The 20,847-nt window shown below is 73.8% G+C and carries 26 protein-coding genes and 1 pseudogene; 12 read left to right on the forward strand and 15 right to left on the reverse strand.

Annotated features, from left to right (window positions below; all coding sequences use genetic code 11):
• Nucleotides 1-235: 235 nt before the first annotated feature.
• Genes EBO36_RS14595 through EBO36_RS14605 form a run of 3 tightly spaced genes read right to left on the reverse strand, consistent with a single transcriptional unit; the run spans nucleotide 236 to nucleotide 1,876 of the window.
• Nucleotides 236-853 (reverse strand): methyltransferase family protein, encoded by a 618-nt coding sequence (locus tag EBO36_RS14595; protein WP_122825254.1) that lies wholly within the window; start codon nucleotides 851-853, stop codon nucleotides 236-238.
• Nucleotides 843-1,490: a cation diffusion facilitator family transporter gene (locus EBO36_RS14600; RefSeq protein ID WP_122825255.1), complete on the reverse strand. Its 648-nt coding sequence runs from the start codon at nucleotides 1,488-1,490 to the stop codon at nucleotides 843-845. Before EBO36_RS14600 ends, EBO36_RS14595 begins: the two co-directional genes overlap by 11 nt.
• The gene (locus EBO36_RS14605; RefSeq protein ID WP_222928734.1) at nucleotides 1,487-1,876 is read right to left on the reverse strand and encodes an ArsR/SmtB family transcription factor; all 390 of its coding nucleotides are present in this window, start codon (nucleotides 1,874-1,876) and stop codon (nucleotides 1,487-1,489) included. Before EBO36_RS14605 ends, EBO36_RS14600 begins: the two co-directional genes overlap by 4 nt.
• Before the next feature lie 264 nt (nucleotides 1,877-2,140).
• Here EBO36_RS14605 and EBO36_RS14610 point away from each other — a divergent pair, with 264 nt between their 5' ends.
• Together EBO36_RS14610 and EBO36_RS14615 are read left to right on the forward strand one after the other, a co-directional pair.
• Nucleotides 2,141-2,668, forward strand: coding sequence for an SRPBCC family protein (locus tag EBO36_RS14610; protein ID WP_244925305.1), 528 nt, complete (start codon nucleotides 2,141-2,143; stop codon nucleotides 2,666-2,668).
• A gap of 68 nt (nucleotides 2,669-2,736) precedes the next feature.
• Nucleotides 2,737-3,360 (forward strand): DNA alkylation repair protein, encoded by a 624-nt coding sequence (locus EBO36_RS14615; protein WP_164471494.1) that lies wholly within the window; start codon nucleotides 2,737-2,739, stop codon nucleotides 3,358-3,360.
• Between the two features lie 19 nt (nucleotides 3,361-3,379).
• Here the strand turns inward: EBO36_RS14615 and EBO36_RS14620 are convergent, their stop codons facing one another.
• A complete protein-coding gene (locus tag EBO36_RS14620) occupies nucleotides 3,380-3,937 on the reverse strand; it encodes a TetR/AcrR family transcriptional regulator (protein ID WP_122825258.1) in 558 nt (185 codons plus the stop codon).
• A gap of 23 nt (nucleotides 3,938-3,960) precedes the next feature.
• Here EBO36_RS14620 and EBO36_RS14625 point away from each other — a divergent pair, with 23 nt between their 5' ends.
• Nucleotides 3,961-5,142, forward strand: a complete 1,182-nt coding sequence (locus EBO36_RS14625) for an MFS transporter (protein WP_164471495.1) — start codon at nucleotides 3,961-3,963, stop codon at nucleotides 5,140-5,142.
• Here the strand turns inward: EBO36_RS14625 and EBO36_RS14630 are convergent.
• A complete protein-coding gene (locus tag EBO36_RS14630) occupies nucleotides 5,109-5,846 on the reverse strand; it encodes an SDR family oxidoreductase (protein WP_187695823.1) in 738 nt (245 codons plus the stop codon). The two genes, EBO36_RS14625 and EBO36_RS14630, sit on opposite strands and share 34 nt — an antisense overlap.
• Nucleotides 5,847-5,970: 124 nt before the next feature.
• Between EBO36_RS14630 and EBO36_RS14635 the strand changes: the two genes are divergently transcribed.
• Together EBO36_RS14635 and EBO36_RS15805 are read left to right on the forward strand one after the other, a co-directional pair.
• On the forward strand, nucleotides 5,971-6,345 hold the full coding sequence (locus tag EBO36_RS14635; protein ID WP_122825259.1) for a nuclear transport factor 2 family protein: 375 nt from the start codon (nucleotides 5,971-5,973) through the stop codon (nucleotides 6,343-6,345).
• A 24-nt stretch (nucleotides 6,346-6,369) separates the two neighbouring features.
• Nucleotides 6,370-6,906 carry a hypothetical protein gene (locus EBO36_RS15805; RefSeq protein WP_244925306.1) on the forward strand — a complete coding sequence of 179 codons (537 nt, stop codon included), beginning with the start codon at nucleotides 6,370-6,372 and terminating at the stop codon, nucleotides 6,904-6,906.
• A 37-nt stretch (nucleotides 6,907-6,943) separates the two neighbouring features.
• Here the strand turns inward: EBO36_RS15805 and EBO36_RS16015 are convergent.
• Together EBO36_RS16015 and EBO36_RS14645 are read right to left on the reverse strand one after the other, a co-directional pair.
• Nucleotides 6,944-7,705: pseudogene (locus EBO36_RS16015) on the reverse strand (helix-turn-helix transcriptional regulator); the annotation flags it as partial.
• 101 nt (nucleotides 7,706-7,806) lie between these two features.
• The gene (locus EBO36_RS14645; protein WP_122825260.1) at nucleotides 7,807-8,466 is read right to left on the reverse strand and encodes an AMIN-like domain-containing (lipo)protein; all 660 of its coding nucleotides are present in this window, start codon (nucleotides 8,464-8,466) and stop codon (nucleotides 7,807-7,809) included.
• Here EBO36_RS14645 and EBO36_RS15385 point away from each other — a divergent pair.
• Both EBO36_RS15385 and EBO36_RS14650 read left to right on the forward strand, forming a co-directional pair.
• Nucleotides 8,465-8,641 (forward strand): hypothetical protein, encoded by a 177-nt coding sequence (locus EBO36_RS15385; RefSeq protein WP_164471496.1) that lies wholly within the window; start codon nucleotides 8,465-8,467, stop codon nucleotides 8,639-8,641. The two genes, EBO36_RS14645 and EBO36_RS15385, sit on opposite strands and share 2 nt — an antisense overlap.
• Nucleotides 8,642-8,672: 31 nt before the next feature.
• The gene (locus EBO36_RS14650) at nucleotides 8,673-9,080 is read left to right on the forward strand and encodes a DUF6157 family protein (RefSeq protein WP_122825714.1); all 408 of its coding nucleotides are present in this window, start codon (nucleotides 8,673-8,675) and stop codon (nucleotides 9,078-9,080) included.
• Here the strand turns inward: EBO36_RS14650 and EBO36_RS14655 are convergent.
• The 3 genes from EBO36_RS14655 to EBO36_RS14665 form a co-directional block, all read right to left on the reverse strand.
• Nucleotides 9,052-11,217, reverse strand: a complete 2,166-nt coding sequence (locus tag EBO36_RS14655; RefSeq protein WP_187695824.1) for a heavy metal translocating P-type ATPase — start codon at nucleotides 11,215-11,217, stop codon at nucleotides 9,052-9,054. The genes EBO36_RS14650 and EBO36_RS14655 overlap by 29 nt on opposite strands.
• 77 nt (nucleotides 11,218-11,294) lie before the next feature.
• The gene (locus EBO36_RS14660) at nucleotides 11,295-11,513 is read right to left on the reverse strand and encodes a hypothetical protein (protein WP_122825262.1); all 219 of its coding nucleotides are present in this window, start codon (nucleotides 11,511-11,513) and stop codon (nucleotides 11,295-11,297) included.
• Between the two features lie 25 nt (nucleotides 11,514-11,538).
• Nucleotides 11,539-12,573 carry a chymotrypsin family serine protease gene (locus tag EBO36_RS14665; RefSeq protein ID WP_122825263.1) on the reverse strand — a complete coding sequence of 345 codons (1,035 nt, stop codon included), beginning with the start codon at nucleotides 12,571-12,573 and terminating at the stop codon, nucleotides 11,539-11,541.
• A 154-nt stretch (nucleotides 12,574-12,727) separates the two neighbouring features.
• Here EBO36_RS14665 and thiD point away from each other — a divergent pair, with 154 nt between their 5' ends.
• Entirely contained in the window at nucleotides 12,728-13,519 is a 792-nt protein-coding gene (gene thiD / locus EBO36_RS14670; protein WP_122825264.1) for a bifunctional hydroxymethylpyrimidine kinase/phosphomethylpyrimidine kinase, read from the forward strand.
• 19 nt (nucleotides 13,520-13,538) lie between these two features.
• On the opposite strand, the gene EBO36_RS14675 is transcribed toward thiD, so the two are convergent.
• Both EBO36_RS14675 and EBO36_RS14680 read right to left on the reverse strand, forming a co-directional pair.
• The gene (locus EBO36_RS14675; RefSeq protein WP_122825265.1) at nucleotides 13,539-14,000 is read right to left on the reverse strand and encodes a SufE family protein; all 462 of its coding nucleotides are present in this window, start codon (nucleotides 13,998-14,000) and stop codon (nucleotides 13,539-13,541) included.
• Nucleotides 13,997-14,938 (reverse strand): sulfurtransferase, encoded by a 942-nt coding sequence (locus EBO36_RS14680; RefSeq protein WP_122825266.1) that lies wholly within the window; start codon nucleotides 14,936-14,938, stop codon nucleotides 13,997-13,999. The genes EBO36_RS14675 and EBO36_RS14680 overlap by 4 nt, the downstream gene beginning before the upstream one ends.
• Nucleotides 14,939-15,079: 141 nt before the next feature.
• On the opposite strand from EBO36_RS14680, the gene EBO36_RS14685 reads away from it, so the two are divergent.
• The 4 genes from EBO36_RS14685 to EBO36_RS14700 all read left to right on the forward strand — a co-directional run bounded on the left by EBO36_RS14685 (nucleotide 15,080) and on the right by EBO36_RS14700 (nucleotide 18,279).
• A complete protein-coding gene (locus tag EBO36_RS14685) occupies nucleotides 15,080-15,505 on the forward strand; it encodes an acyl-CoA thioesterase (protein ID WP_122825267.1) in 426 nt (141 codons plus the stop codon).
• Nucleotides 15,506-15,634: 129 nt separating this feature from the next.
• A complete protein-coding gene (locus EBO36_RS14690; protein ID WP_122825715.1) occupies nucleotides 15,635-16,783 on the forward strand; it encodes a zinc-dependent alcohol dehydrogenase in 1,149 nt (382 codons plus the stop codon).
• Nucleotides 16,784-16,796: 13 nt separating this feature from the next.
• Entirely contained in the window at nucleotides 16,797-17,360 is a 564-nt protein-coding gene (locus EBO36_RS14695; RefSeq protein ID WP_122825268.1) for a hypothetical protein, read from the forward strand.
• Nucleotides 17,361-17,451: 91 nt separating this feature from the next.
• Nucleotides 17,452-18,279: a ZIP family metal transporter gene (locus EBO36_RS14700; RefSeq protein ID WP_164471497.1), complete on the forward strand. Its 828-nt coding sequence runs from the start codon at nucleotides 17,452-17,454 to the stop codon at nucleotides 18,277-18,279.
• Nucleotides 18,280-18,288: 9 nt separating this feature from the next.
• Here EBO36_RS14700 and EBO36_RS14705 read toward each other — a convergent pair whose 3' ends face one another.
• The 3 genes from EBO36_RS14705 to EBO36_RS14715 all read right to left on the reverse strand — a co-directional run bounded on the left by EBO36_RS14705 (nucleotide 18,289) and on the right by EBO36_RS14715 (nucleotide 20,789).
• Nucleotides 18,289-18,678, reverse strand: a complete 390-nt coding sequence (locus EBO36_RS14705; protein WP_122825270.1) for a bleomycin resistance protein — start codon at nucleotides 18,676-18,678, stop codon at nucleotides 18,289-18,291.
• A 147-nt stretch (nucleotides 18,679-18,825) separates the two neighbouring features.
• Complete coding sequence (locus EBO36_RS14710) at nucleotides 18,826-20,145, reverse strand: TRAP transporter large permease (protein ID WP_164471498.1); 1,320 nt, start codon at nucleotides 20,143-20,145, stop codon at nucleotides 18,826-18,828.
• Nucleotides 20,142-20,789 carry a TRAP transporter small permease gene (locus tag EBO36_RS14715; RefSeq protein ID WP_122825272.1) on the reverse strand — a complete coding sequence of 216 codons (648 nt, stop codon included), beginning with the start codon at nucleotides 20,787-20,789 and terminating at the stop codon, nucleotides 20,142-20,144. Before EBO36_RS14715 ends, EBO36_RS14710 begins: the two co-directional genes overlap by 4 nt.
• Nucleotides 20,790-20,847: the final 58 nt, after the last annotated feature.

Below are 20,847 nucleotides of genomic sequence, written 5' to 3' on the forward strand. Positions count from 1 at the left end.
ACCCCCTCGTGGTGCCGGGGCCGGGGCGCGCGCCCCCTCGTGGTGTCCGCGCCGGTGGGCGACCCTGCTGCCCACTCCACGCCGAGTTCGCTGTTTCACGCCCAGTTCGCTATTTCACGCCGAGTTCGCTAGTTCCTCCTATCGAACTCGGCACAAACCCTCGAACTCGGCGCACGAGCGAGCGCCGAGTTCGCTAGTTCGCGCCGAGTTCGCCAGTTCCGCGCCCCGCCCTCCGCTACGGACGGCGGGCGATCCGCGGCGCGAACCGCCCCACCCGGTCGGTGTACCGGGCGTACGCCTCCCCGTGCACGCGCCGCAGGTACGGTTCCTCGACCGCCCGGACCTGCACCTCGACGGCGATGGCGAGGCACGCGAGCGCCGCAGCCGTCACGACGGTGGGCACCAGCAGGACCAGCCCGACCAGCGCCGCGATCATCGCGGTGAAGATCGGGTTGCGGACGACGGCGAACGCGCCCGTCGTGACGAGGTCCGTGCGCTCGGCCGGGTCCACCCCGATGCGCCACGAGCTGCCCATGCCGGCCTGCGCCGCGAGGACGCCGAGACTACCGAGCGCCATGAGCCCGACGCCGGTCCACGGGAGTGCGGCCGGGAGCGCGACGGCCGCCGGGACCGCCTCCACCACGGCCAGGGCCGGGCCCGCCGCCCCGAGCACGAGGGCGGCGACGAACAGGATGCCGCCCCACCACGGCGCCGATCCCGGCGCGCCGGACAGCCCCCGGTAGCCCGCGGACCCGGTGGCGCGACGGTGCACCCACGCCCGGACGGCGAACGCGCCGAAGAGGCCGAGCCCGTACAGGACCAGCGCCGCGAGCGCGGCCCGCTCAGTCGTCATCGTCGTCCTCGACGAGCTCGCCCTCCCAGGCCTCCCTGCCCTCGTGGACCGCGAAGGCGGCGATGACGAAGGCGGCGACCGGGTCGAGCCACGTCGCGCCGGTGAGGGCGTAGAGCCCGACGCCGGCCAGGGTCGAGACGCTGAGGAGCACGCAGATCCGCGTCTCGGCGGCGTCGGCGAGGATGAGGTTGTCGCCCAGCTGCCGTCCCACCGCGCGTTTCATCGACGCCAGGACCGGCATGACGACGATCGAGGCGACGAGCAGCCCGATGGCGAGCGGGGAGCTCTCGGGCGCCTCGCCGTCGAGGAGGCTGCGGACGCCCTCGACGGTGACGTAGGCCGCGAGGAGGAAGAAGGTGACGGCGACCGCCTTGAGGGTGAGCCGCTCCTTCCGCTCGTCGGTGTCGCCGTGCCGCAGCCGCGCCGCCAGCCGCAGGCCGACGAGGACGGCGGCGATCGACTCGATCCCCGAGTCGACGCCGAACCCGACCACGGACACGAGCCCGGCGAGCAGGCCCGCGGTGATCGCGACGGCCCCCTCGACGACGTTGTACGCGACAGTGAACTGGGCCAGGCGCAGTCCCCGGCGGGTGAGGCGCTCCACCTCCATGGCCCCCAGCTCGCGGGTCCCGCTCATGCCGGCACCTCCTCCCTCGTCGGGTCGGCGGTGCCGTACGTCGGGCAGAGCGTCACCGCGTCCCCGGTGAGCGCCAGCAGCCGCTCGGCGGCGGCCAGGAGCTCCAGAAGGGCCTCGGGGTGGGTCAGCCGGAACACGGACGCCCGCCCCTCGGGCCGCGACGTCACGAGGCCGCAGTCCCGCAGGCAGGCGAGGTGCCTCGACACGGTCGACTGGGCCAGGCCCAGGTGCTCGGTGAGGTCGACGACCCGGTGCTCGCCGAGGGCGAGGTGGCGCAGGATCGTCAGCCGTGAGGGGTCGCCGAAGCCGCGGAAGAGGCAGGCGGCGGCCGCGAGCGCCGTGGCGTCGTCGGCGACGCGGGTCTCCGGGGTGCTCGGCATCGTCATTCAACGATGATACCGCTTTAGGTGCATCGATGGGCAAGGCCTGGCCGACCTGGGGAGCCAGGTGTGGTCGCGGTCGCTGAGGCTCAACGGCATGGGCGACGTCGCCGGGCAGCTCCTCGACGCGTACGGCTACCGGGGCGAGGTCGCCAAGGTCCACCACGGGTACCGCCAGTTTCTACGCCCTCCCGGCATGAGCCTAAAAGTGATGGCAGCGGCCCCGGGCGATCGGTAGCGTCGCGCCCAAGGACGATGCGAGGGGGCGCCGTGGCGGGAACATTCGATGTCGAGGTCTCGAGGGACTTCGCCGCGCCGGTCGAGCGCGTGTGGGCAGCATGGACCGAGCCGGCCGACCTGCGCCGGTGGTGGGGTCCGGCCGGGTTCACCTGCCCTCGGGCCGAGGCCGACGTCCGCGTGGGCGGGCGCATCGCGGTGACGATGCGCGCGCCCGAGGAGTGGGGCGGGTTCGAGCAGCACAGCACGTGGACCATCACCGACCTGGACGCCCCGCGGCACCTGCGGTACGTCTTCACCTTCACCGACGCGGCCGGCACGGCGATCACCCCGGAGCAGGCCGGGATCCCCGCGGAGGGCGTCCCCGAGCGGGGGGAGCACGAGGTGCGCCTCGAGGACCTCGGCGAGGGCCGCACCCGGCTCCACATGCGCGAGGCCGGCTACGGCACGTCGGAGTCGCGCGACATGTCGCGCGCCGGGCTCGAGCAGTGCCTGGACAAGATGGCGGCGCTCGTCGGCAGGCCGGACGACGGGGCCCGCGACCCCGGCGGGCACGAGTGAGGGGCTCCGCGATGGCCCATGGCACGACCGATGCCGCCCCCACCGCAGCAGCCGTGCACGCTTCGCTCATGGCAGCGGCCGACAAGACCCAGCGGCGCAAGATCCTCGCCCGGATGACCAACGAGACGACAACCGTCATCGGTGTACGCATGGGAACGGTGTTCGCGATCGCGAAGGCGCATACCGCCATGCCGCTGAGCGAGGTCGACCGCCTCCTCGACAGCGACGCGTACGAGGAGCGCATGGTCGCTGTGAGCATCCTCGACTTCAAGGCCCGCCGGCCCCGGATCAGCGCCGAGGAGCGTCGGGCGCTGTACGAGCTGTGGATGCGGCGGCTCGACCGCATCGACACCTGGGACTACATCGACCGCTCGGCGCCGCGAGTCGTCGGCACGTACCTGGTCGACCGCCCGCGCGACGTGCTCTTCACGCTCGCCCGGTCGGAGAACCGCTGGCACCGTCGCGCGGCCGTCGTCGCCTCCTACGCCCTCGTCCGCTCCGGCGACCTCGACGACCCGCTCGCCCTGTGCGAGCTGCTCGCCGCCGATCCGGAGCGGTTCGTGCAGACCACGGTCGGCACCGCCCTGCGGGAGATCGGTCGCGTCGACGCCTCCCGGCTCGAGGCGTTCCTCGCGCGGCGCGGGGACGATCTCAGCGCCGAGGCCCGGCGCACCGCGCGCACCGCGCTCTGACCGACCGTCCGTCGGCCGCTCACCGGGCCAGGAGCGCGGCAGCGACGCTGCGCGCCGTCGCCGTCGTGTGCCCCGGGGACCGGAGCCGCATGGCGAGGTCACCGGTGACGACGAGGAGGAGCTGGTCGGCGAGCTCGTCCGCGCGCCGCGCGTCCACCGCGGCGGCGAGCCCGGCGAGCCGGGCGCGCATGGTGTCGGTGTCCTGGCGCACCGCCCGCGCGATCTCGGCCGGTGCGTCGGCGTACTCGGCCGCGGCCCCGAGGAACGCGCACCACCGCGAGCCGATGGGTCGCGCGCGGAAGGTGTCGAGCGCGTCGAAGACCGCGAGCAGCCGCCCCTCGTGCGACTCCTGGGCCGCGATCGCGCGGTCCCACTCCTCGAGCCACACGCGGTGGCGACGCTCGAGCACCGCCGCGACCAGCGCCTCCTTGCTGGGATAGCCGCGGTAGAGCGTGGCGGCGGACACCCCGGCGCGCGCGAGCACGGCGTCGACGGGGGTGGCGGCGATGCCCCTCGAGAAGAACAGCTCGTCGGCGGCGTCGAGGAGCCGAGCCTCGGTGCTCGCGCGGATCGGCATGGCTGCACCCTAGACTCCCCAATGTGAAACGTCCGTTTTCGTTCGGCTCGAGGTCACCCCTGCCCCTCCTCGCGGCCGGGACGGGCCTCATCGCCGCCACGTACGGCCTCGTCCGGCTCGCCTACGGCCTCGTCCTGCCGAACGTGCAGGACGAGCTCGGCCTGGGCGTCGCCGCGGCGGGCGTCGTCTCCGGCGGTGCGTCGGTGCTCTACTGCGCCGGGGCGGTCCTCGGCTTCCTCACGGCCGCACGCCACGCCCGCGCCCTCGTCGTCGTCGCGGCGCTCAGTGCGGCTCTCGGCGCGACCGGCATGGCCCTCGCCCCCAGCCCCGCGGTCTTCGCCGTCGCGGCGATCGTCAGCTCGGCGGGTGCCGGCCTCGCCTCACCGGCGCTCGTGGCCGCACTGCAGGACCACCCGGCGACCCGGCGCCACCCGCGCGCCCAGTCCATCGTCAACGCGGGAACGGGGCCGGGGCTCGCCGTCGCCGGCGCACTGGCGCTCGCGCTCCTGCCGAGCTGGCGCGTGGTCTGGGTGGTCGCGGCGGTCGTCACCCTGGCCGCCGGCGCCGCCGTCCTGCTCACCATGGGACGGGGCTCCCCCGGGCCGACGACGCGGGCCCTGCCCCCGGCGTCGTGGTTCACCGCCCACCGGAGAGTGCTCGCCGCCGCCCTGCTCATGGGTGCCGGCTCCGCCGCGGTGTGGAACTACGGGCGGGCGTTCCTCGTCGACTCCGGCGCGGGCGACGCCGTCTCGGTGACCGCGTGGATCGCGCTCGGTGCCGGGGGCACCGCCGTCGCCCCGACCGCACGGTGGGTGAGCGGGCTCGGAGCGCAGCGCGCCTGGGTCGTCACCACCGGCACCCTCGCCGCAGCCTCCGCGGCGCTCGCGCTCGTGCCCGACAGCACGCCCCTCGCGCTCGCCGCGTGCGCCGCCTTCGGGTGGGGCTACACCGCCGGGAGCGGGGCGCTCATCGCCTGGACCGTGCAGATCGACGCGCCACGGGCGCCCGCCGGGACCGCGCTGGCCTTCGTCACGCTGATCCTCGGGCAGGCGGCCGGAGCGAGCACCGTCGGCGCCCTCGTGCCCGAGGCCGGCTACCCGGCGGCGTTCCTCGGGGCGGCGGTGGCCGCCGCCGCGGCCATCCTCCCCGCCCTCACCGGTCCTCGCTCAGGTCAGCCCGATCCGGCCCTCAGCCACTCCGCGTAGGTGGGGCCGACCACCTCGGCATCGTCGCCCGGCACGAGCGCGCCGTCACGCAGTGCCCGTCCGAGGCGGCCGGGGACGGGCAGCGGCACGGTGACGGCCGGCCGGTCGGGGAGCCGCCGCGTCATCTCCCACAGGGTGAGCACCTCCGGCCCCGCCAGGTCGACGGCCGTGCCGGCCCGGCGCCCCGTCGCGACGTCCGCGATCACCCCCGCCACGGCGTCGAGCGCGACGGGCTTCATCCGCATCTGCGTGACGAGGGCGAGCGGACCGATCGAGAACCGGTCCAGGCTCTGACGGGCGAACTCGAACCACGCCGTCGAGCGCACGATGACGAGGTCCTCGCTCACCTCCCGGGCGAGGCGCTCCTGGGCGGCCTTCCCCGCGAAGTACCCGTACCCCTGAACCTCGGGCAGGTCGCAGTGGACGATCGAGAGCAGCACGTGCCGCGCGCCGGACGCGCGCGCCGCGGCCGCGACGGCGCGCGTCGACCGCGTGAAGAAGTCCGTCGCGACCGTCCTGCTCGTCGTCGCGTGCCCGGTCGCCTCCACGATGACGTCGGAGCCCCCGAGTCGCTCGACGGCGTCGTCCCGCAGGACGTCGAACCCCGTGGAGCGGGAGACCAGCGTGGCCGTCGCCCCGCGCTCCACGAGGGCCCGCTCGATCGCCCTGCCCGACGGTCCTCCACCCACGACGGCGACGCGCACGGCGGTCCCCTCCCGATCGCTCCGAACGAGGTACTGCGCGGTGCAACACCGCGCCGCGGCCTTTCGTTCCGCGGTAGCGTCCGGAACGCCTCGGCGGGGGCGTCGTCCTCGTTAGCCTCGGTCGATGACCGACCTCACCCTCGACGCCCTCCTCGCCCTCGAGCACCGGGGGTGGGACGCCCTGTGCCGGTCGCAGGGGGGCGCCTTCTACGGCGAGCTCATGACGGCGGAGGCCCTCATGGTCCTCACCAACGGCATGGTGCTCGACCGCGACGCGATCGCGGCCTCCCTCGACGACGCCCCGCCGTGGGCGACGTACACGCTGACCGACGCGCGGGCCGTCCCGGTCGGCACGGACGCCGCCGCCCTGGTCTACCGGGCGACCGCCACCCGCGAGGGGCAGGCCGAGCCGTTCGTCGCGCTCATGACGAGCGTCTACCGCCGCACGGGAGGACGGACGCGGCTCGCGCTCTACCAGCAGACGACCATCGCGCACTGACCGCGGTCCCACTACGGTGACGCCGTGGCGAACGACGTCCCGGGCGGTCCCGGATGGGTCATCCGGGGCGACGACCTGCGCCCGGCGATCACCGACCTCGAGGCGTTCCGCGCCGGGATGCGCGACGACCCCCTGGCGGGCGCGGTCGAGCTGCTGTGGTCGGGGCGACCGGCCGAGGCCGACGTGCTCCTCGCGCAGCAGGACCCGAGCGTGCGCGTCCGCGCCCTGCGCGCCGACTGCCGACGCGACCGGGGCGACGCGGCGGGAGCGGTCCACGACTACGACGCCCTCGTCCGTGAGTGCACCGGCACTGCGTGGGAGGCGGTCATGCGGCAGCACCGCGGCAAGGCGCTCCTCGCGACGGGCGCCGCGCAGGCGGCCCTCGTCGAATTTGAGCGCGCCCTCGCGCTGCGGACCGCCGCCGGGGCGGGCGATGACCTCCTCGCCTCCAGCCGCCAGGCCGTCGACGTCGCCCGCGAGACCGTGGCGCGCCAGACCGCCGCCCGCTCGGCCATCGACGCCGGACTCCCCGGCGGCGACCGCACGACAGCCGCTGGCTGACGGCCACGGCGAGCGCGCGGACGGCGCGCGCGTAGGAGCCGGGCGTCGTGCCTGCAACGCCCCGGAAGTCGCTGGTGAGGTGGGCCTGGTCGGCGTACCCCAGCTCGTCCGCCAGGGCCGCGAGGTCCGTGGTGCCGGAGGCGAGCGCACGGGCGACCTCCTGCAGCCGGATGCGCCGGCTCACCCACTTCGGGCCCCGGCCCAGGGTCGAGCGGAGGGCGCGCTGGACGGTGCGCTCGCTCACCCCGAAGGTCTCGGCCACGGGCGCGCGAGGGCGGGGGCGGCGCGCAAGGTCGGCGACGACGGCGTTCGCGAGCACCTGCTCCGGTCCGAGCGGTCGCTCCGCGAGGCACGCCCGAATCACCGCATCGGCGGTCCGCGCGCGTGACGCCGGTGTCGACGCGGTGCGGATCTGCGCGAGCAGCGCGTGCAGGCGCTGGTCGAGCACCGCGCGGTCCGCCAGCTGCTGCGGGGTGAGGTCGCTGAGGACCGCGAGGCCCGCCGGGCGCAGCCGCAGCGCGAAGACGTTCCCCGCCCCACCGATCCGACGTCGCCACGCGCGGGCGTGCAGCCCGGTCGCCACGAACGGCGCCGGCACGTCGCCCTCTTCGACCGTCAGCGTGATGGCCGGGAGGTCGATGACCCGCTGGTCGATGCTCGCGTGGGTCCCCATCCGCCAGTGGACGTGCCAGTACTGGTCGACGACCACCGCCGCAGCCGGATCCGGGTCGAGCCAGCCCGCGGCGTACTGCGCGAGGTTCTCCGGGTGCAGCACGCCGGACCGTTCGTCGGCGCGCATGGGGCGGCCTCCCCGCACCCGCCCGACCGCCACGTCGCCCACGTCGCCCACGTCACCCACGTCGCCCACGTCGCCATTCTTACGACGTTGCGCCCCGTCCGTCACTGGGGGACGGCGACGTCGACGACGAGGCGGCTGGGGTCGGTGAGGGTGAACGTCCGGAAGGGGACCTCCTCGTCGACGCCGACGTAGACGGTCTTCACCGTCTCGAAGGAACCGGTGGAGAAGACGTCCCTCACCAGCTGCGCGTCGCCGACCGGAAGCGGTCCGGAGAGGTCGTCCTGGCCGTGGTTCTCGGGCGAGGAGACGTCCTGCATGGTGATCCGCAGCGTGTGCTCGCCGCCGACGTCGATCACCTCCTCGCCCTCGGGCACCGTGGCCGCATCGACGTACTCGACCGCCCATGCCGGAGTGCCCGCTCCGGCGAAGTCGATGACGAGGCGGTCGTAGCCCTGGTGCGCAGCGACGCGCACGCCGGCGGCGTAAAGATCCTCACCGGCCAGCGACGGTGCGGGGAACTCCGCGTTGCGCTGCGGCTCCACGCCGAAGTCGGGGGTGCCGACCGGCGGCGATGGCTCGTCGTCCGTCGCGGTGGGGACCGCACCGGCCGGCTCGGACGGCGCAGCGGACGAGGGTCCGGCCGGTGCCGCGGACTCACCCGTCGCGCGTGGATCAGGTTCCGTGCCGCCCTCGTCAGCGGTGCATGCCACCAGGGCGAGCGGGAGCGCTGCGACGACGAGCGCGTTGATCAGGTTCCGCATGGTCGAGGTTCTCACGATGGTCGACGGCCCGACCGGTGAACCGGTGACCGGGGTGAACCCCGCTCTCGAGGTCACGCCGACGAGGTCGACCGGCCATTCGCACGGCACCACTGGAAGGGCCGTGTCGCATTTCTTCAAGACGCCCGACGTGCCCGGTGGTGACGATGGGCGCTGACCGCGGTACCCGCCCGTTCGTGGAGGCAGACGTGAGGACGACGAACTACACCAACACCCTCATCCAGGTCGCGGACGACTGCCCGGCCGCCAGCGGCCAGGCTCCCCCGGCGAGCACGCCGGGCACCGTCGCCGCGTTGCAGTACGCCCTCATCGCGGAGCACCCCTACGCCTACACCTCTGACGACGTCCTGTTCGAGGTCTACGCGCTCCGCCGCGGGATCGACGACGCCGCGAAGCCCGCCGAGCGCGAGGCGTTCTTCGCCAAGGACCAGCCGTGCCTGCGGTCCTCCCCGTTGGGCAAGCGCTACGGGTGGGGCATCCACCACGACGAGCAGGGCCGCATCGCCCTGGTCGCGGTGGGGTCGAGCGAGTACGACGCCCTCGCGAGCGACCCCTCGCTCACGCGGGTCAAGGCGATGCGCTCGCGGCGCGCGTGAGGACGGCGACGGGGGCCACGCCCGCCTCGGGGCGCAGGTCGAGGCGGCGCAGGAGCTGGGCGTTGGCCGCGACGACGACGGTGGAGGCGGACATGAGGATCGCGCCCACGGCCATGGGCAGGACGAAGCCCACGGGAGCGAGGACGCCGGCGGCGAGCGGGACGGCGGCGATGTTGTAGCCCGCCGCCCACCACAGGTTCTGCGTCATCTTGCGGTAGACCGCGCGCGAGAGCTCGATGACCGAGAGGACGGAGCGCGGGTCGTCGGAGGCGAGGATGACGCCGGCGGAGGCGATGGCGACGTCGGTGCCGGCGCCGATGGCGATGCCCACGTCGGCCTGGGCCAGCGCGGGGGCGTCGTTGACGCCGTCGCCCACCATGGCGACCCTGCGGCCCTCGCGCTGGAGGGCGGCGACCTTCTCGCTCTTGTGCTCCGGGCGGACCTGCGCGAAGACCTGGGTGATGCCCAGGTCTTCGGCGACCGCGCGGGCGACCGGTTCGGCGTCGCCGGTGATCATCGCGACGTGGATGCCGCGCCGGTGCAGGGCGTCGACCGCCTGCCGGGACTCGGGCCGGACCTCGTCGGCGAGCGCGACGGCGCCCGCCACCTCGCCGTCGACGAGGACGTGGAGGACGGTGGCGCCGCGGGCGGACCACTCCCGGGTCTCGGGGAGCGGCCCCATGCCGTGCTCGGGGAGCAGCGCGGGGCCGCCCACCTCCACCGTGCGGCCCTCGACGGTCGCGCTGACCCCGACGGCGGTCGCGGAGCGGAAGTCGGCCGCCCGGGGGAGGGCGAGGCCGCGCTGGCGGGCGCCGGCGACGACGGCCCGCGCGAGCGGGTGCTCGCTGTCCGCCTCGGCCGCGGCCGCCAGGGCGAGGAGCTCACCCTCGGGGCGCCCGACCGGGAGCACCTGGCGCAGGGCGGGCTCGCCACGGGTGAGCGTCCCGGTCTTGTCGACGAGCACCGTGTCGATGGTGCGCATCCGCTCGAGGGCGGCGCGGTCCTTGACGAGGACACCGCCGCGGGCCGCGCGCTCGGTGGCGATGGACACCACGAGCGGGATGGCCAGGCCCAGGGCGTGGGGGCAGGCGATGACGAGCACGGTGACGGCGCGGACCAGGGCGTCCTGGGGCGCGCCCACGGCGGCCGACACCACCGCCGTGACGGCGGCCGCGACCAGGGCGTACCAGAACAGCCAGCCCGCGGCCTTGTCCGCGAGCAGCTGGGCGCGCGTCGAGGAGGACTGCGCCTGCGCGACCAGGCGCTCGATGCCGGCCAGGGCGGTGTCCTCGCCGACCGCGGTCACCCGCAGGCGCAGGGCGCCGTCGGTGGCGACGGTCCCGGCCACCACCGCGTCACCCACCCGGCGCGGGACGGGCCGGGACTCACCGGTGATCATGGACTCGTCGACGTCGGCACCCCCCTCGACGACCTCGCCGTCGGCGGGGATGCGGCCGCCAGGTCGGACGACGACGACGTCCCCCAGCCGCAGGTCGGCGGGGGCGACGGTGACGGTGCGCTCGCCGTCGACCTTCTCGGCCTGGTCGGGCAGCAGCGCCGCGAGGGAGTCCAGGGCGGAGGAGGTCTGGGCGAGGGAGCGCATCTCGAGCCAGTGGCCGAGGAGCATGATGACGACGAGGAGCGCCAGCTCCCACCAGAAGTCGAGCTCGTGGGAGAAGACCCCGAGGCTCGCCCCGAGGGAGGCGACGAAGGCGACGGTGATCGCCATGCCGATGAGCAGCATCATCCCGGGCCGGCGGGAGCGGAGCTCACCGACGGCGCCGGTGAGGAAGGGCCGCCCGCCCCACGCGTAGATGACCGTGCCGAGCGCGGGCGAGACCCACGTCAGGCCGGGGACGTCGGGCAGGCGATAGCCCACGAGGTCGGCGAACATCCCGCTGAGCAGGACCGTGGGCACCGCGAGGACGAGCATGATCCAGAAGAGCCGCCGGAACATCGCCACGTGGTCGTGCCCGCCGTGGCCGGCGTGGTCCATCTCGTGCCCGCCGTGCCCGGCGTGGCCCATTTCGTGCCCGGCGTGGTCCATCTCGTGCCCGGTATGCCCGGCATGGTCCATCTCGTGCCCGTGGGTGACGGCGCCGCGCGTTGTCGGCTCGTGCGGGTGTGGTGCGGTCATGACGGTCCCCTCGCCGTGGGATACCCCAGTGGGGTATCTACGACGGGAACGCCGCGCCGGCGCCGGACATTCCCGGCTCAACCCTGGGCGCGCACCTGCCCGACGACGTCCACCCTGACGTCGACACCCTCCACCGTCGACGGCACGTGGTCGCGAGCGGTACCGCGGCTGACGTTGACCTTGAGGCCGTAACCGTCGGCGGTGCGGCGCAGTCCGATGCCGACGACGTCGTCGTCGTCCCTCAGCTCGGCGTGGAGCCGGGTCTTGGCGGCGCGCGCGGCGGCGAGGTCGGACACGCGGCCACCTCCCCGCGACCGCCGGTCACACGAGCGTGGCTCCCAGGGCGGTCAGCACCTCAGCGATGGGGTTGACGTACGTCAGCCCGGTCCCATTCTCGCCCCCCGTCTCGCTCCCGGCAAAGAGGAGCCCGATCGCCCGGCGGTCGGAGGGCCGGTACACGAGCGCGCCGCTGTCCCCACCCCGGGAGAAGGGCTCGGGCCCGGCCGCCTCCACCTCGATCTGGTTGTCGAACTGCAGGTCGCCGATCCCGGGACCGTAGTCGACGACGACGCCGTCGAGCTCGAGCGCGGTCACCCGCCCCCGGGTGACCCCGGTGGTGCGCCCGATCTTCTCCACCTCCTCCTCGCCCGTCGCCGGCGCGGGACCCGCGAGCGGCCCACCGGGGTAGACCGCCTCCACCACGGGGTCGTCGAGGGCGGCGACAGCGGCGTCGACCGCGAGGGGCGCCCCGGGTGCCACCGGCACCCAGGCCGCGAGGGCCCCGACGCGGTCCTCCGGCAGCCGCCCACCGTCCGCCGACCCGGGCTGGAGGACGTCGTCCCCCACGCGGGCGTCGGGGGACCCGGCCAGCACGTGGAAGTTCGACAGCGCGTGGACGCCGGTACCCCCGGTGAGGGTGACGAAGGCGCCGAGCGTGCCGGCGCTGACGGCGTAGTGGGCGATCGAGACGCCGGGGCGCAGGGGCCGGACCCGGCCGGTCTCCCCCGTCGCCTGCGCGGTGGCGACGGGCGGCCGCGGGCTCCCGGACGCGAGGGGGCGGATCCGCCCGGTGCGCCGCACGTCGAGCCCCGGGCCCACCTCGCCCGCGAGGCGCCGCGCGACCATGCGCGCCGTCGGCGTCCCCAGCGTGTAGCGCAGGGCGATGTCCACGCCGCCGTCGCCGCGCGGCGCGAGGCCGAGCGCCACGCCCACCGGGGCGAGCGACGCGACCGCAGCACCGACGCCGCGCGCGTCGCCACCGGCCGGCGCCGTCGCCGGCCGGGCGCGCGTGGCGAGGAGCTCGTCGACGTAGCCGACGAGCTGCCGCTTGAGCGTCCGGGCCTCCTCGAGATCCATGCCGCCAGTCTCGCGCCGACCACCGACATCCGCCGGGCGCGGCGCGGCCGAACCTCGCGCGGCGCGACGCGTGGTCGGCCCTCGGACGGGGGGCTGTCCGGCCGCACGGGCGCGCGTACGCTCCAGGTGCACACGCACCTGATGGGAGACGCCCGTGGTCCACCTCGCCTACGTCATCGCCGGCTCCGAGGCAACCGGCGGAGCCGGTATCCAGGCCGACTTCCGCACGTTCCAGCAGCTCGACGTCTACGGCCTCGGGGCGATCACGTGCATCGTCTCGTTCGACCCGGGCAACGACTGGGGGCACCGCTTCGTCCCGGTCGCTCCCGAGGTCATCGCCGACCAGATCGAGGCCGCCACCTCCTGCCACGACCTCGATGTCGTCAAGCTCGGCATGCTCGGCACGCCCGCGACGATCGACGTCGTCGCCGAGAGCCTGGCGCGCCAGCCGTGGCGCCACGTCGTCCTCGACCCCGTCCTCATCTGCAAGGGCCAGGAACCGGGCGCCGCACTCGACACCGACAACGCCCTGCGCGAGAAGATCCTCCCGCTGGCCACCGTGGTGACGCCCAACCTCTTCGAGGCGACAACGCTCTCCGGGATGGACTCCATCACCTCCGTCGACGAGCTCATCGAGGCGGCGCGCCGGATCGCCGCCCTCGGCCCCCGCTACGTCCTCGCCAAGGGCGGCGTCGAGCTGCCCGGTGACGACGCCGTCGACGTCCTCGTCGACGGCGAGAACGTGACGATCTTCTCCGAGCCCAAGGTCGGCAACGAGCGGGTCTCGGGCGCGGGCTGCACCCTCGCCGCTGCCGTCACCGCCGAGCTCGCCAAGGGCACCGACGTGCGCGACGCCGTCGCCGTGGCGAAGAGCCTCGTCACCGAGGGCATCAAGGCGCGGGTGCCCTCCCACGCCCCGTTCGACTCCGTCTGGCAGGGCGCCTGACACCGCCACGTCCCGACGCTCAGGACGGCTCGGCGAGCGCCTCGCGGACCTGCCGCTTGATCCGCCCGAGCATGGCGGCCATCCCCCGCAGCCGCAGCGGGCTCACCGCGCCGGCGAGGCCCAGCCGGTTGTAAACGTCCCCGGGGACGGCCAGCACCTCACGCGCGGGCAGGCCGTCGAGCCCGGCGTGCAGGATCCCGGCGAACCCCCGGGTGGTCGGCGCCTCCTGGGGCGCCGAGAAGTACAGGTGCACGGGCGCGTCCTCGCCCGTCCCCTCCACCTCCGTGCGGAGGAAGATCGGGGACTGGCACTCGGGCACCGGCTCGAGGAGCTCGGGGTGCTCGGTGTAGCGCGCCGGCAGGTCCGGCAGGTCCCGGCTGAACTCCAGCAGCAGCTGGAGGCGGTCCGGGGTGGAGACCGCGGTGAAGTCGTCGACGATCTCGGCGAAGCCCGCCGGCAGGTCCTCTCGCGCGTCGGTCATCGCTGGGGCACCTCCCCCGGCTCCGGGCCGACGGCGATGGGCACGCGCACGGCGTTGCCCCACTCCGTCCACGACCCGTCGTAGTTGCGGACCTGCTCGAACCCGAGGAGGTGGGCGAGGACGAACCACGTGTGGCTCGACCGCTCGCCGATGCGGCAGTAGGCGATGACCGGCTCCTCAGGGTCGAGGCCGGTCTCGCGCTCGTAGATCTCCGCCAGCTCCTCGCGGGACCTGAACGTGCCGTCGTCGTTGGCCGCCCGCGCCCAGGGCACCGACCGCGCGCCCGGGATGTGGCCGCCCCGCAGGCTGCTCTCCTCCGGATAGTCGGGCATGTGGGTGCGCTCACCGGTGTACTCCGGCAGGGAGCGGACGTCGACCATCTGGCCGCCGAGGAAGGCGAGGACGTCCTCGCGGTAGGCACGCACCGAGGTGTCGTCGCGGTCCACGACGGGGTACTCGGCGGGGGCCGGCGACGGCGCCTGGGTCGTCATCTCCCGGCCCTCCGCCTGCCACTTCGCGCGGCCGCCGTCGAGGAGACGGACGTCGGGGTGGCCGAAGAGGGTGAAGACCCACATCGCGTAGGCGGCCCACCAGTTGTTCTTGTCGCCGTAGAGCACGACCGTGGTCTCGCGCGTGATCCCCTTCGCCGCCATGAGCGCCGCGAAGGCCTCGCCGTCGACGTAGTCCCGCGTCACGGGGTCGTTGAGGTCGAGGTGCCAGTCGATCTTCACCGCGCCCGGGATGTGGCCGACCTCGTAGAGGAGGACGTCCTCGTCGCTCTCGGCGACGACGAGGCCGGGCTCGCCCAGGTGGTCCGCCAGCCACTGCGTGCTCACCAGCCGCTCGGGGTGGGCGTAGGCGGCGAACTTGGGGTCGTCGTCAAAGGGCAGAGCCACGCGTCGTACCTCCGGGTCCGGGGGGTGGGGGTGCGCCCTCATCCTCTCACCGGCGCTGCGGACGCCGCCCGGCGGGCCCATGCCCGAGGTGCAGGCGAGGGGGCGACGCCGGAACGCATGGTTCTCGTCACAAACCGCGGCAGCACGCCGTTCCCGGCCCGAGCCGGCGCCTAGCCTGGAGGCATGGCAGAGCCCGAGGACATCAACTTCCGCACCCGCAAGTGGATCCGCCCGGAGGACCTCAACGCCAACGGCACGCTGTTCGGCGGCAGCCTGCTCCGCTGGATCGACGAGGAGGCCGCGATCTACGTGACGATCCAGCTCGGCAACGAGCGGGTCGTCACCAAGTACATGTCCGAGATCAACTTCCTCAGCTCGGCCGAGCAGGGCGACATCATCGAGATGGGCCTGGTGGCCACCAAGTTCGGCCGCACGTCGCTCACCATGCGCGCGGAGGTGCGCAACCTGCTCACCCGCCAGAGCATCCTCACCATCGACACCATCGTCTTCGTCAACCTCGACGCCGAGGGCAAGCCGGCGCCGCACGGGCACACCGAGATCACCTACGAGCGGAACCGCATCCCCGAGCGGCTGCGCGCCCTGACGTAGCCCGGGCGCGCCCTGACGTAGCCCGCCGCCGCCCGGCCGCCCCGCCCCCGCCGCCTGCGAAGGCGAGATCGCCGCGTCGATGTGATGCTGACCCCGGCCATCGACACGACGACGAACGAGGCGGCGCTGATGCGAGCAATGGTGTACCGCGGGCCCTACCGGGTCCGCGTGGAGGAGAAGGACGTCCCCCCGATCGAGCACCCGAACGACGCCATCGTCCGGGTCACCGCCGCCGCGATCTGCGGCTCGGACCTGCACCTGTACCACGGGCTCATGCCGGACACCCGGGTGGGCATGACCTTCGGCCACGAGTTCATCGGCGTGGTCGAGGAGGTCGGGTCCTCGGTGCAGAACCTCAAGCGCGGCGACCGGGTGATGGTGCCCTTCAACATCTTCTGCGGCTCCTGCTACTTCTGCACCCGGGGCCTGTACGCCAACTGCCACAACGTCAACCCCAACGCGACCGCCGTCGGCGGCATCTACGGCTACTCGCACACCGCGGGCGGGTACGACGGCGGCCAGGCGGAGTTCGTCCGCGTCCCGTTCGCCGACGTCGGCCCCACGATCATCCCCGACTGGATGAGCGACGAGGACGCCGTCATGCTCACCGACGCGCTGCCCACCGGGTACTTCGGGGCGCAGCTCGGGGAGATCGCCGAGGGGGACACGGTGGTCGTCTTCGGCGCCGGCCCGATCGGCCTGTACGCGGCGAAGTCGTCGTGGCTCATGGGTGCCGGGCGGGTCATCGTCATCGACCACCTGGAGTACCGGCTCGAGAAGGCGCGGACGTTCGCCCACGCCGAGACGTACAACTTCACCGAGTACGACGACATCGTCGTCCACCTCAAGAAGATCACCGACCACCTCGGGGCGGACGTCGCCATCGATGCCGTGGGCGCCGAGGCGGACGGCAACCTCCTCCAGCACGTCACGGCCACCAAGCTCAAGCTCCAGGGCGGGTCCCCGATCGCCCTCAACTGGGCGATCGACTCGGTCCGCAAGGCGGGGACGATCTCGGTCATGGGGGCCTACGGTCCGATGTTCAGCGCCGTGAAGTTCGGTGACGCCATGAACAAGGGCCTCACGCTGCGGATGAACCAGTGCCACGTCAAGCGCCAGTGGCCGCGGCTCTTCGAGCACATCCAGGCGGGCTACCTCAACCCGAGCGACATCGTCACGCACCGGATCCCGCTCGAGCACATCGCCGAGGGCTACCACCTGTTCTCGGCGAAGCTCGACGAGTGCATCAAGCCGATCATCATCCCGACCGCGAGCTGAAGGGGATCGAGACATGCCGTACACCGCCGAGAAGCCGACCCCGCGCGAGACGCCCGAGCAGCTGCGCGCCCGGATCCCGGGGTGGGGGGCGGACCTCGACCCCGCCGACCGCCCGTCCTACCCCAAGGAGCAGTTCCTGCCCACGGGGGCGCACTGGGACTTCCCCGAGCGCCAGGTCGAGAAGTGGCCCCGCGAGCGCTCGATCGAGCACGCGTTCGTCACCCCCGTCTTCGGGACCTCCACCCCGCCCAAGGGCCTGTCCGGCGTCATCCGCAAGTACGCCTACCGCCGCTTCAGCGAGGCCCGGGCCGCGCACTGGCTGCTCCTCATCGCCGCCGACCGCGTCGACACCGCGGAGTCCGCGGTGACGGCGCTGCTGCGGGGCAAGCCGGACAACCCGGTGACCGAGACGGGCATCCTCGCCGAGAGCTCCCCGGTCGCCGACCGCGTCGGGCAGCAGCGGGCCGATGCCGGCCACCACGCGCTCGACCCGGTCATCGTCGCGGCACCGTGGGTGATCGGCGGCGGCCTGGCGTTCTCCGCCGTGCGGGCCCTGGTCCGGCGCCGGCGCGGCTGAGCTGCGGGGACCGACCTCCGGCCCGGCGACCCGTCCCGGGCCGGAGGGTCGGCGCCCTCGGTAGCCCGCGCGCCCCGGGACCCTCCCCCGGATGCGGGCGGGCCGCGCCTGCGCTGTCCTTGTCCCCGTGCGTGAGTCACTCCTGTTCGGCGCGCTCGCCTCGAGCGCCCTCATCATCGGGGCCGTCGTCGGTGCGCGGTTCACCCTGCCCAAGCGCCTGCTGGCCGTGCTCCTGTCCTTCGCCGCTGGCTCGCTCATCACGGCGCTCGCCTTCGAGCTCTTCGAGGACGCCTACGAGCACGGCGGGCTCGGGCGGGCGATCATCGGGCTGCTCGCCGGCGCGATCGTCTTCACGACGCTCAGCGCCCTCCTCGACCGCTGGGCCCAGCCCGGCCGCGGCGCGGTGCCGGCCGACGACCACGAGGGCAGCGCCAAGCTCGACACGGACGCCGCGGCGACGGCCGAGGCCCCGAGCTCGGCCTCGGTCAGCGGCGGCGCGGGCCTGGCGCTGCTCGCGGCGGTGACCCTCGACGGCGTGCCGGAGAACGTCGCCCTCGGCGTCTCCCTGGGCCAGGGCACCGGCGGTATCGCCCTGCTCGCGGCGATCTTCGTCTCCAACCTCCCCGAGTCGCTCGTCGGCGCGTCCTCGATGCGCGCCCAGGGCCGCTCGCTGCGCTACATCCTCGGGCTGTGGGGTGCGTGCGCGGTCCTGCTCGTGCTCGCCGTCGTCGTGGGCGCCGGCCCGCTCTCGGGCAGCGACCCGGCCACCATCTCCCTCCCGCTCGCCTTCGCGGCCGGGGCGGTCATCGCCTCCCTCGCCGACACCCTCATGCCCGAGGCGTACGAGCACGGCGGGCCGGCCGTCGCGCTGAGCACGGCTGCCGGGTTCGTCCTCTCCTTCGCCCTCTCGCTCCAGTAGCGAACCGCGTCAGGGGACGGTCCACCCGGGCAGGGGCGAGCCGACGCGGACGAGGTTGCCGCTGGCGTCCACCAGGGCGAACTCCCGCATGCCGTACGAGGTGTCGGTCGGCTGCTCGAGCCGGCTCCCGGTGGCCGGGTCCGCCTCGACCCCGGCGCGCCGCCACTGCTCGTGGACGACGTCCGCGTCGTCGACGTAGACGTAGCAGCTGCCGGCGGTGGCGAGCGGGTCGACGTCGGGCACGGTGATGAAGTGGAGGACGACGTCCCCGCGGCCCACGATGAGGTAGTCCCACTCCTCGTGCGGCGCCCCGCGGTTCTCGAAGCCCAGGCGCGTGTAGAACGCCAGCGTCTTGGCCAGGTCCGGGCTGGGCAGGATGGGCACCGCGCGCTCGGCCATGGCGGCACGGTAGTCGCGTCCGCCACCCCTGACCAGAGCCTCGGCGGCCCGGACGCCTACCGCCCGTTGCCCCCTGTGCCAGGTGCGCGAAGGGGGCGGTGGTCGCCCACCGCCCCCTTCGAAGATCGTCCCGGCCGTGCGCGGGTCCTACGGCGCCGCCACGAGCCCCATCACCTCAGGCAGCCACATCGACAGCTGCGGGACGAACACCACGAGGAAGAGCCCGCCGACGATGGAGAGCAGGAACGGCCACAGCTTGGCGATGACCGGTTCGATCCGGAGCCCGGCCACGCGGGCCCCCACGAAGAGCACGTTGCCCACCGGTGGGGTGATGACCCCGACGGAGAGGTTGTAGACGATCATCGTGCCGAAGTGCACCGGGTCGATCCCGAACTCCTTGACGATGGGCAGGAAGATCGGCACGAAGATGAGGATCGCCGGCGTCGGGTCCATGAACGTCCCCACGATGAGCAGGATGACCATCATGAGGATGAGGATGACCGTCGGGCTCTCGGTGAAGCCGAGGACGGCGTCGGAGATGACGTCGGGGATCCGGGCGAAGGACATGACGAAGGACAGCGCCGTCGAGACGCCGACGAGCAGCATGACGATAGCGGTGGTCTGCCCGGCCTCGAGGAGCATCTTCGGCAGGTCCCGGGGGGTGAACCCGCGGTAGAGCATCCCGAGCACGAGGCAGTAGACGACGGCGATGGCCGCCGACTCCGTGGCGGTGAACCACCCGCCGAGGATGCCGCCGACGACGATGATGATCATCAGCAGCGAGGGCACGGCGCGCCAGATCACCGCGAGCGCCTGGGCGAACGTCACCCGCTCGGCGCTCTTCATCTTCCCCGGCTGACGCCGGGAGTAGAGGTAGACGACGATCATGCAGGCGAGGACCCACACGAGACCTGGGCCGACGCCGGCCATGAACAGGGCGGCGATCGACGTGCTGGAGACCAGCGAGTACACGATGAAGGTGTTGCTTGGCGGGATGAGCATGCCGGCCGGGGCGGAGGCGACGTTGACCGCCGCGGAGAACCGGCGGTCATAACCGTCCTGGGCCATGCGCGGGTTCATCACGGTGCCGACGGCGGCCGCGGCAGCGACCGCCGCCCCGGAGACCGCCCCGAACATGCCGTTGGCGACGACGTTCGTCTGGGCGAGGCCGCCCGGCGCGCGGCCCACGACGACCTTGGCGGCGTCGATGAGCCGGCCCGCGATCCCGCCGCTGTTCATCAGCACGCCCGCGAGGACGAAGAACGGGATCGCCAGCAGCGGGAAGGAGTTGATCCCCGTGTACATCCGCTGGGCCGAGGCCAGCACCGCCTGCTCGGCGCCGAGCAGCGGGATGGCGGCGACCAGCGACGTGAGGCCGACGGTGACCGCGATCGGGACGCTGAGGACGATGCCCAGGGCGATGCCGCCGACCAGGATGAGTCCTGCGAGGGTTGCCGGTTCCATCACGCCTCCCGGCGGTCGTGGGCGGAGGGGTGCGTGCCGGCGGAGTGGTGCGTGCCCGTGGAGGGGTCCGTGCCCGTGGAGGTGCCGACGTGGTCGGGACCGCCCTCGTCGCGCACGGTGCCGGTCGCGTCGGTGTGCTCGGCGGCCTCGGCGGGCAGGGCCAGCTCGAGGTACGGCGGCTCCTCCCGGCGGATCATCGCGACGATGAAGTACACGCAGTACAGGGCGATGAGGACGCCGGCGACGGGCATCGCGAGGTACATCTGGCCGATGGTGAACGGCAGGGCGCTGAGGTTCTGCCCCCAGGCGCCCTGCGACGCACGCCAGCCGCCCCAGACGAGGACGACGACGGCGAAGGTGAGGATCAGCGCCTGGACGAGGATCGCCACGACCCGCTCGGCCCGCTCGGGGAGCTTGCGCACGACGAACTCCACGGCGATGTGGCCGCGGGTGCTGAAGACGTAGGCCGAGGCGAGGAAGCCCAGCCAGACGAAGAGCTGGCGCGCGGCCTCCTCCGACCAGGTGCTGGGCGTCCCGACGAGCTCACGGCTCGCCACCTGCCACACCACGACGAGCACGAGCACCGCGAAGAGGACGATGGTGAACCACGCCAGCAGGGTGTCGAGCACCTTCTTGACCGTGTCCATGTCCTCACCTCCTTTCCTGCCCGCCGAGCGCTGGCGCCCGGCGGGGCGTGTGGGCTCG

The sequence above is a fragment of the Georgenia faecalis genome (assembly GCF_003710105.1).
In the GTDB taxonomy this organism is placed as follows: domain Bacteria; phylum Actinomycetota; class Actinomycetes; order Actinomycetales; family Actinomycetaceae; genus Georgenia_A; species Georgenia_A faecalis.

Coding starts and splice junctions, on each gene's coding strand:
- EBO36_RS14595 (WP_122825254.1), bottom strand. CDS start 853: ATGACGACTGAGCGGGCCGCGCTCGCGGCGCTGGTCCTGTACGGGCTC.
- EBO36_RS14605 (WP_222928734.1), bottom strand. CDS start 1,876: ATGACGATGCCGAGCACCCCGGAGACCCGCGTCGCCGACGACGCCACG.
- EBO36_RS14705 (WP_122825270.1), bottom strand. CDS start 18,678: ATGGCCGAGCGCGCGGTGCCCATCCTGCCCAGCCCGGACCTGGCCAAG.
- EBO36_RS14615 (WP_164471494.1), top strand. CDS start 2,737: ATGGCAGCGGCCGACAAGACCCAGCGGCGCAAGATCCTCGCCCGGATG.
- EBO36_RS14600 (WP_122825255.1), bottom strand. CDS start 1,490: ATGAGCGGGACCCGCGAGCTGGGGGCCATGGAGGTGGAGCGCCTCACC.
- EBO36_RS14695 (WP_122825268.1), top strand. CDS start 16,797: ATGCCGTACACCGCCGAGAAGCCGACCCCGCGCGAGACGCCCGAGCAG.
- EBO36_RS15385 (WP_164471496.1), top strand. CDS start 8,465: ATGGTCGAGGTTCTCACGATGGTCGACGGCCCGACCGGTGAACCGGTG.
- EBO36_RS14715 (WP_122825272.1), bottom strand. CDS start 20,789: ATGGACACGGTCAAGAAGGTGCTCGACACCCTGCTGGCGTGGTTCACC.
- EBO36_RS14665 (WP_122825263.1), bottom strand. CDS start 12,573: ATGGATCTCGAGGAGGCCCGGACGCTCAAGCGGCAGCTCGTCGGCTAC.
- EBO36_RS14700 (WP_164471497.1), top strand. CDS start 17,452: ATGCGGGCGGGCCGCGCCTGCGCTGTCCTTGTCCCCGTGCGTGAGTCA.
- EBO36_RS14680 (WP_122825266.1), bottom strand. CDS start 14,938: ATGAGGGCGCACCCCCACCCCCCGGACCCGGAGGTACGACGCGTGGCT.
- EBO36_RS14655 (WP_187695824.1), bottom strand. CDS start 11,217: ATGACCGCACCACACCCGCACGAGCCGACAACGCGCGGCGCCGTCACC.
- EBO36_RS14685 (WP_122825267.1), top strand. CDS start 15,080: ATGGCAGAGCCCGAGGACATCAACTTCCGCACCCGCAAGTGGATCCGC.
- EBO36_RS14620 (WP_122825258.1), bottom strand. CDS start 3,937: ATGCCGATCCGCGCGAGCACCGAGGCTCGGCTCCTCGACGCCGCCGAC.
- EBO36_RS14690 (WP_122825715.1), top strand. CDS start 15,635: ATGCGAGCAATGGTGTACCGCGGGCCCTACCGGGTCCGCGTGGAGGAG.
- EBO36_RS14635 (WP_122825259.1), top strand. CDS start 5,971: ATGACCGACCTCACCCTCGACGCCCTCCTCGCCCTCGAGCACCGGGGG.
- EBO36_RS14645 (WP_122825260.1), bottom strand. CDS start 8,466: ATGCGGAACCTGATCAACGCGCTCGTCGTCGCAGCGCTCCCGCTCGCC.
- EBO36_RS14675 (WP_122825265.1), bottom strand. CDS start 14,000: ATGACCGACGCGCGAGAGGACCTGCCGGCGGGCTTCGCCGAGATCGTC.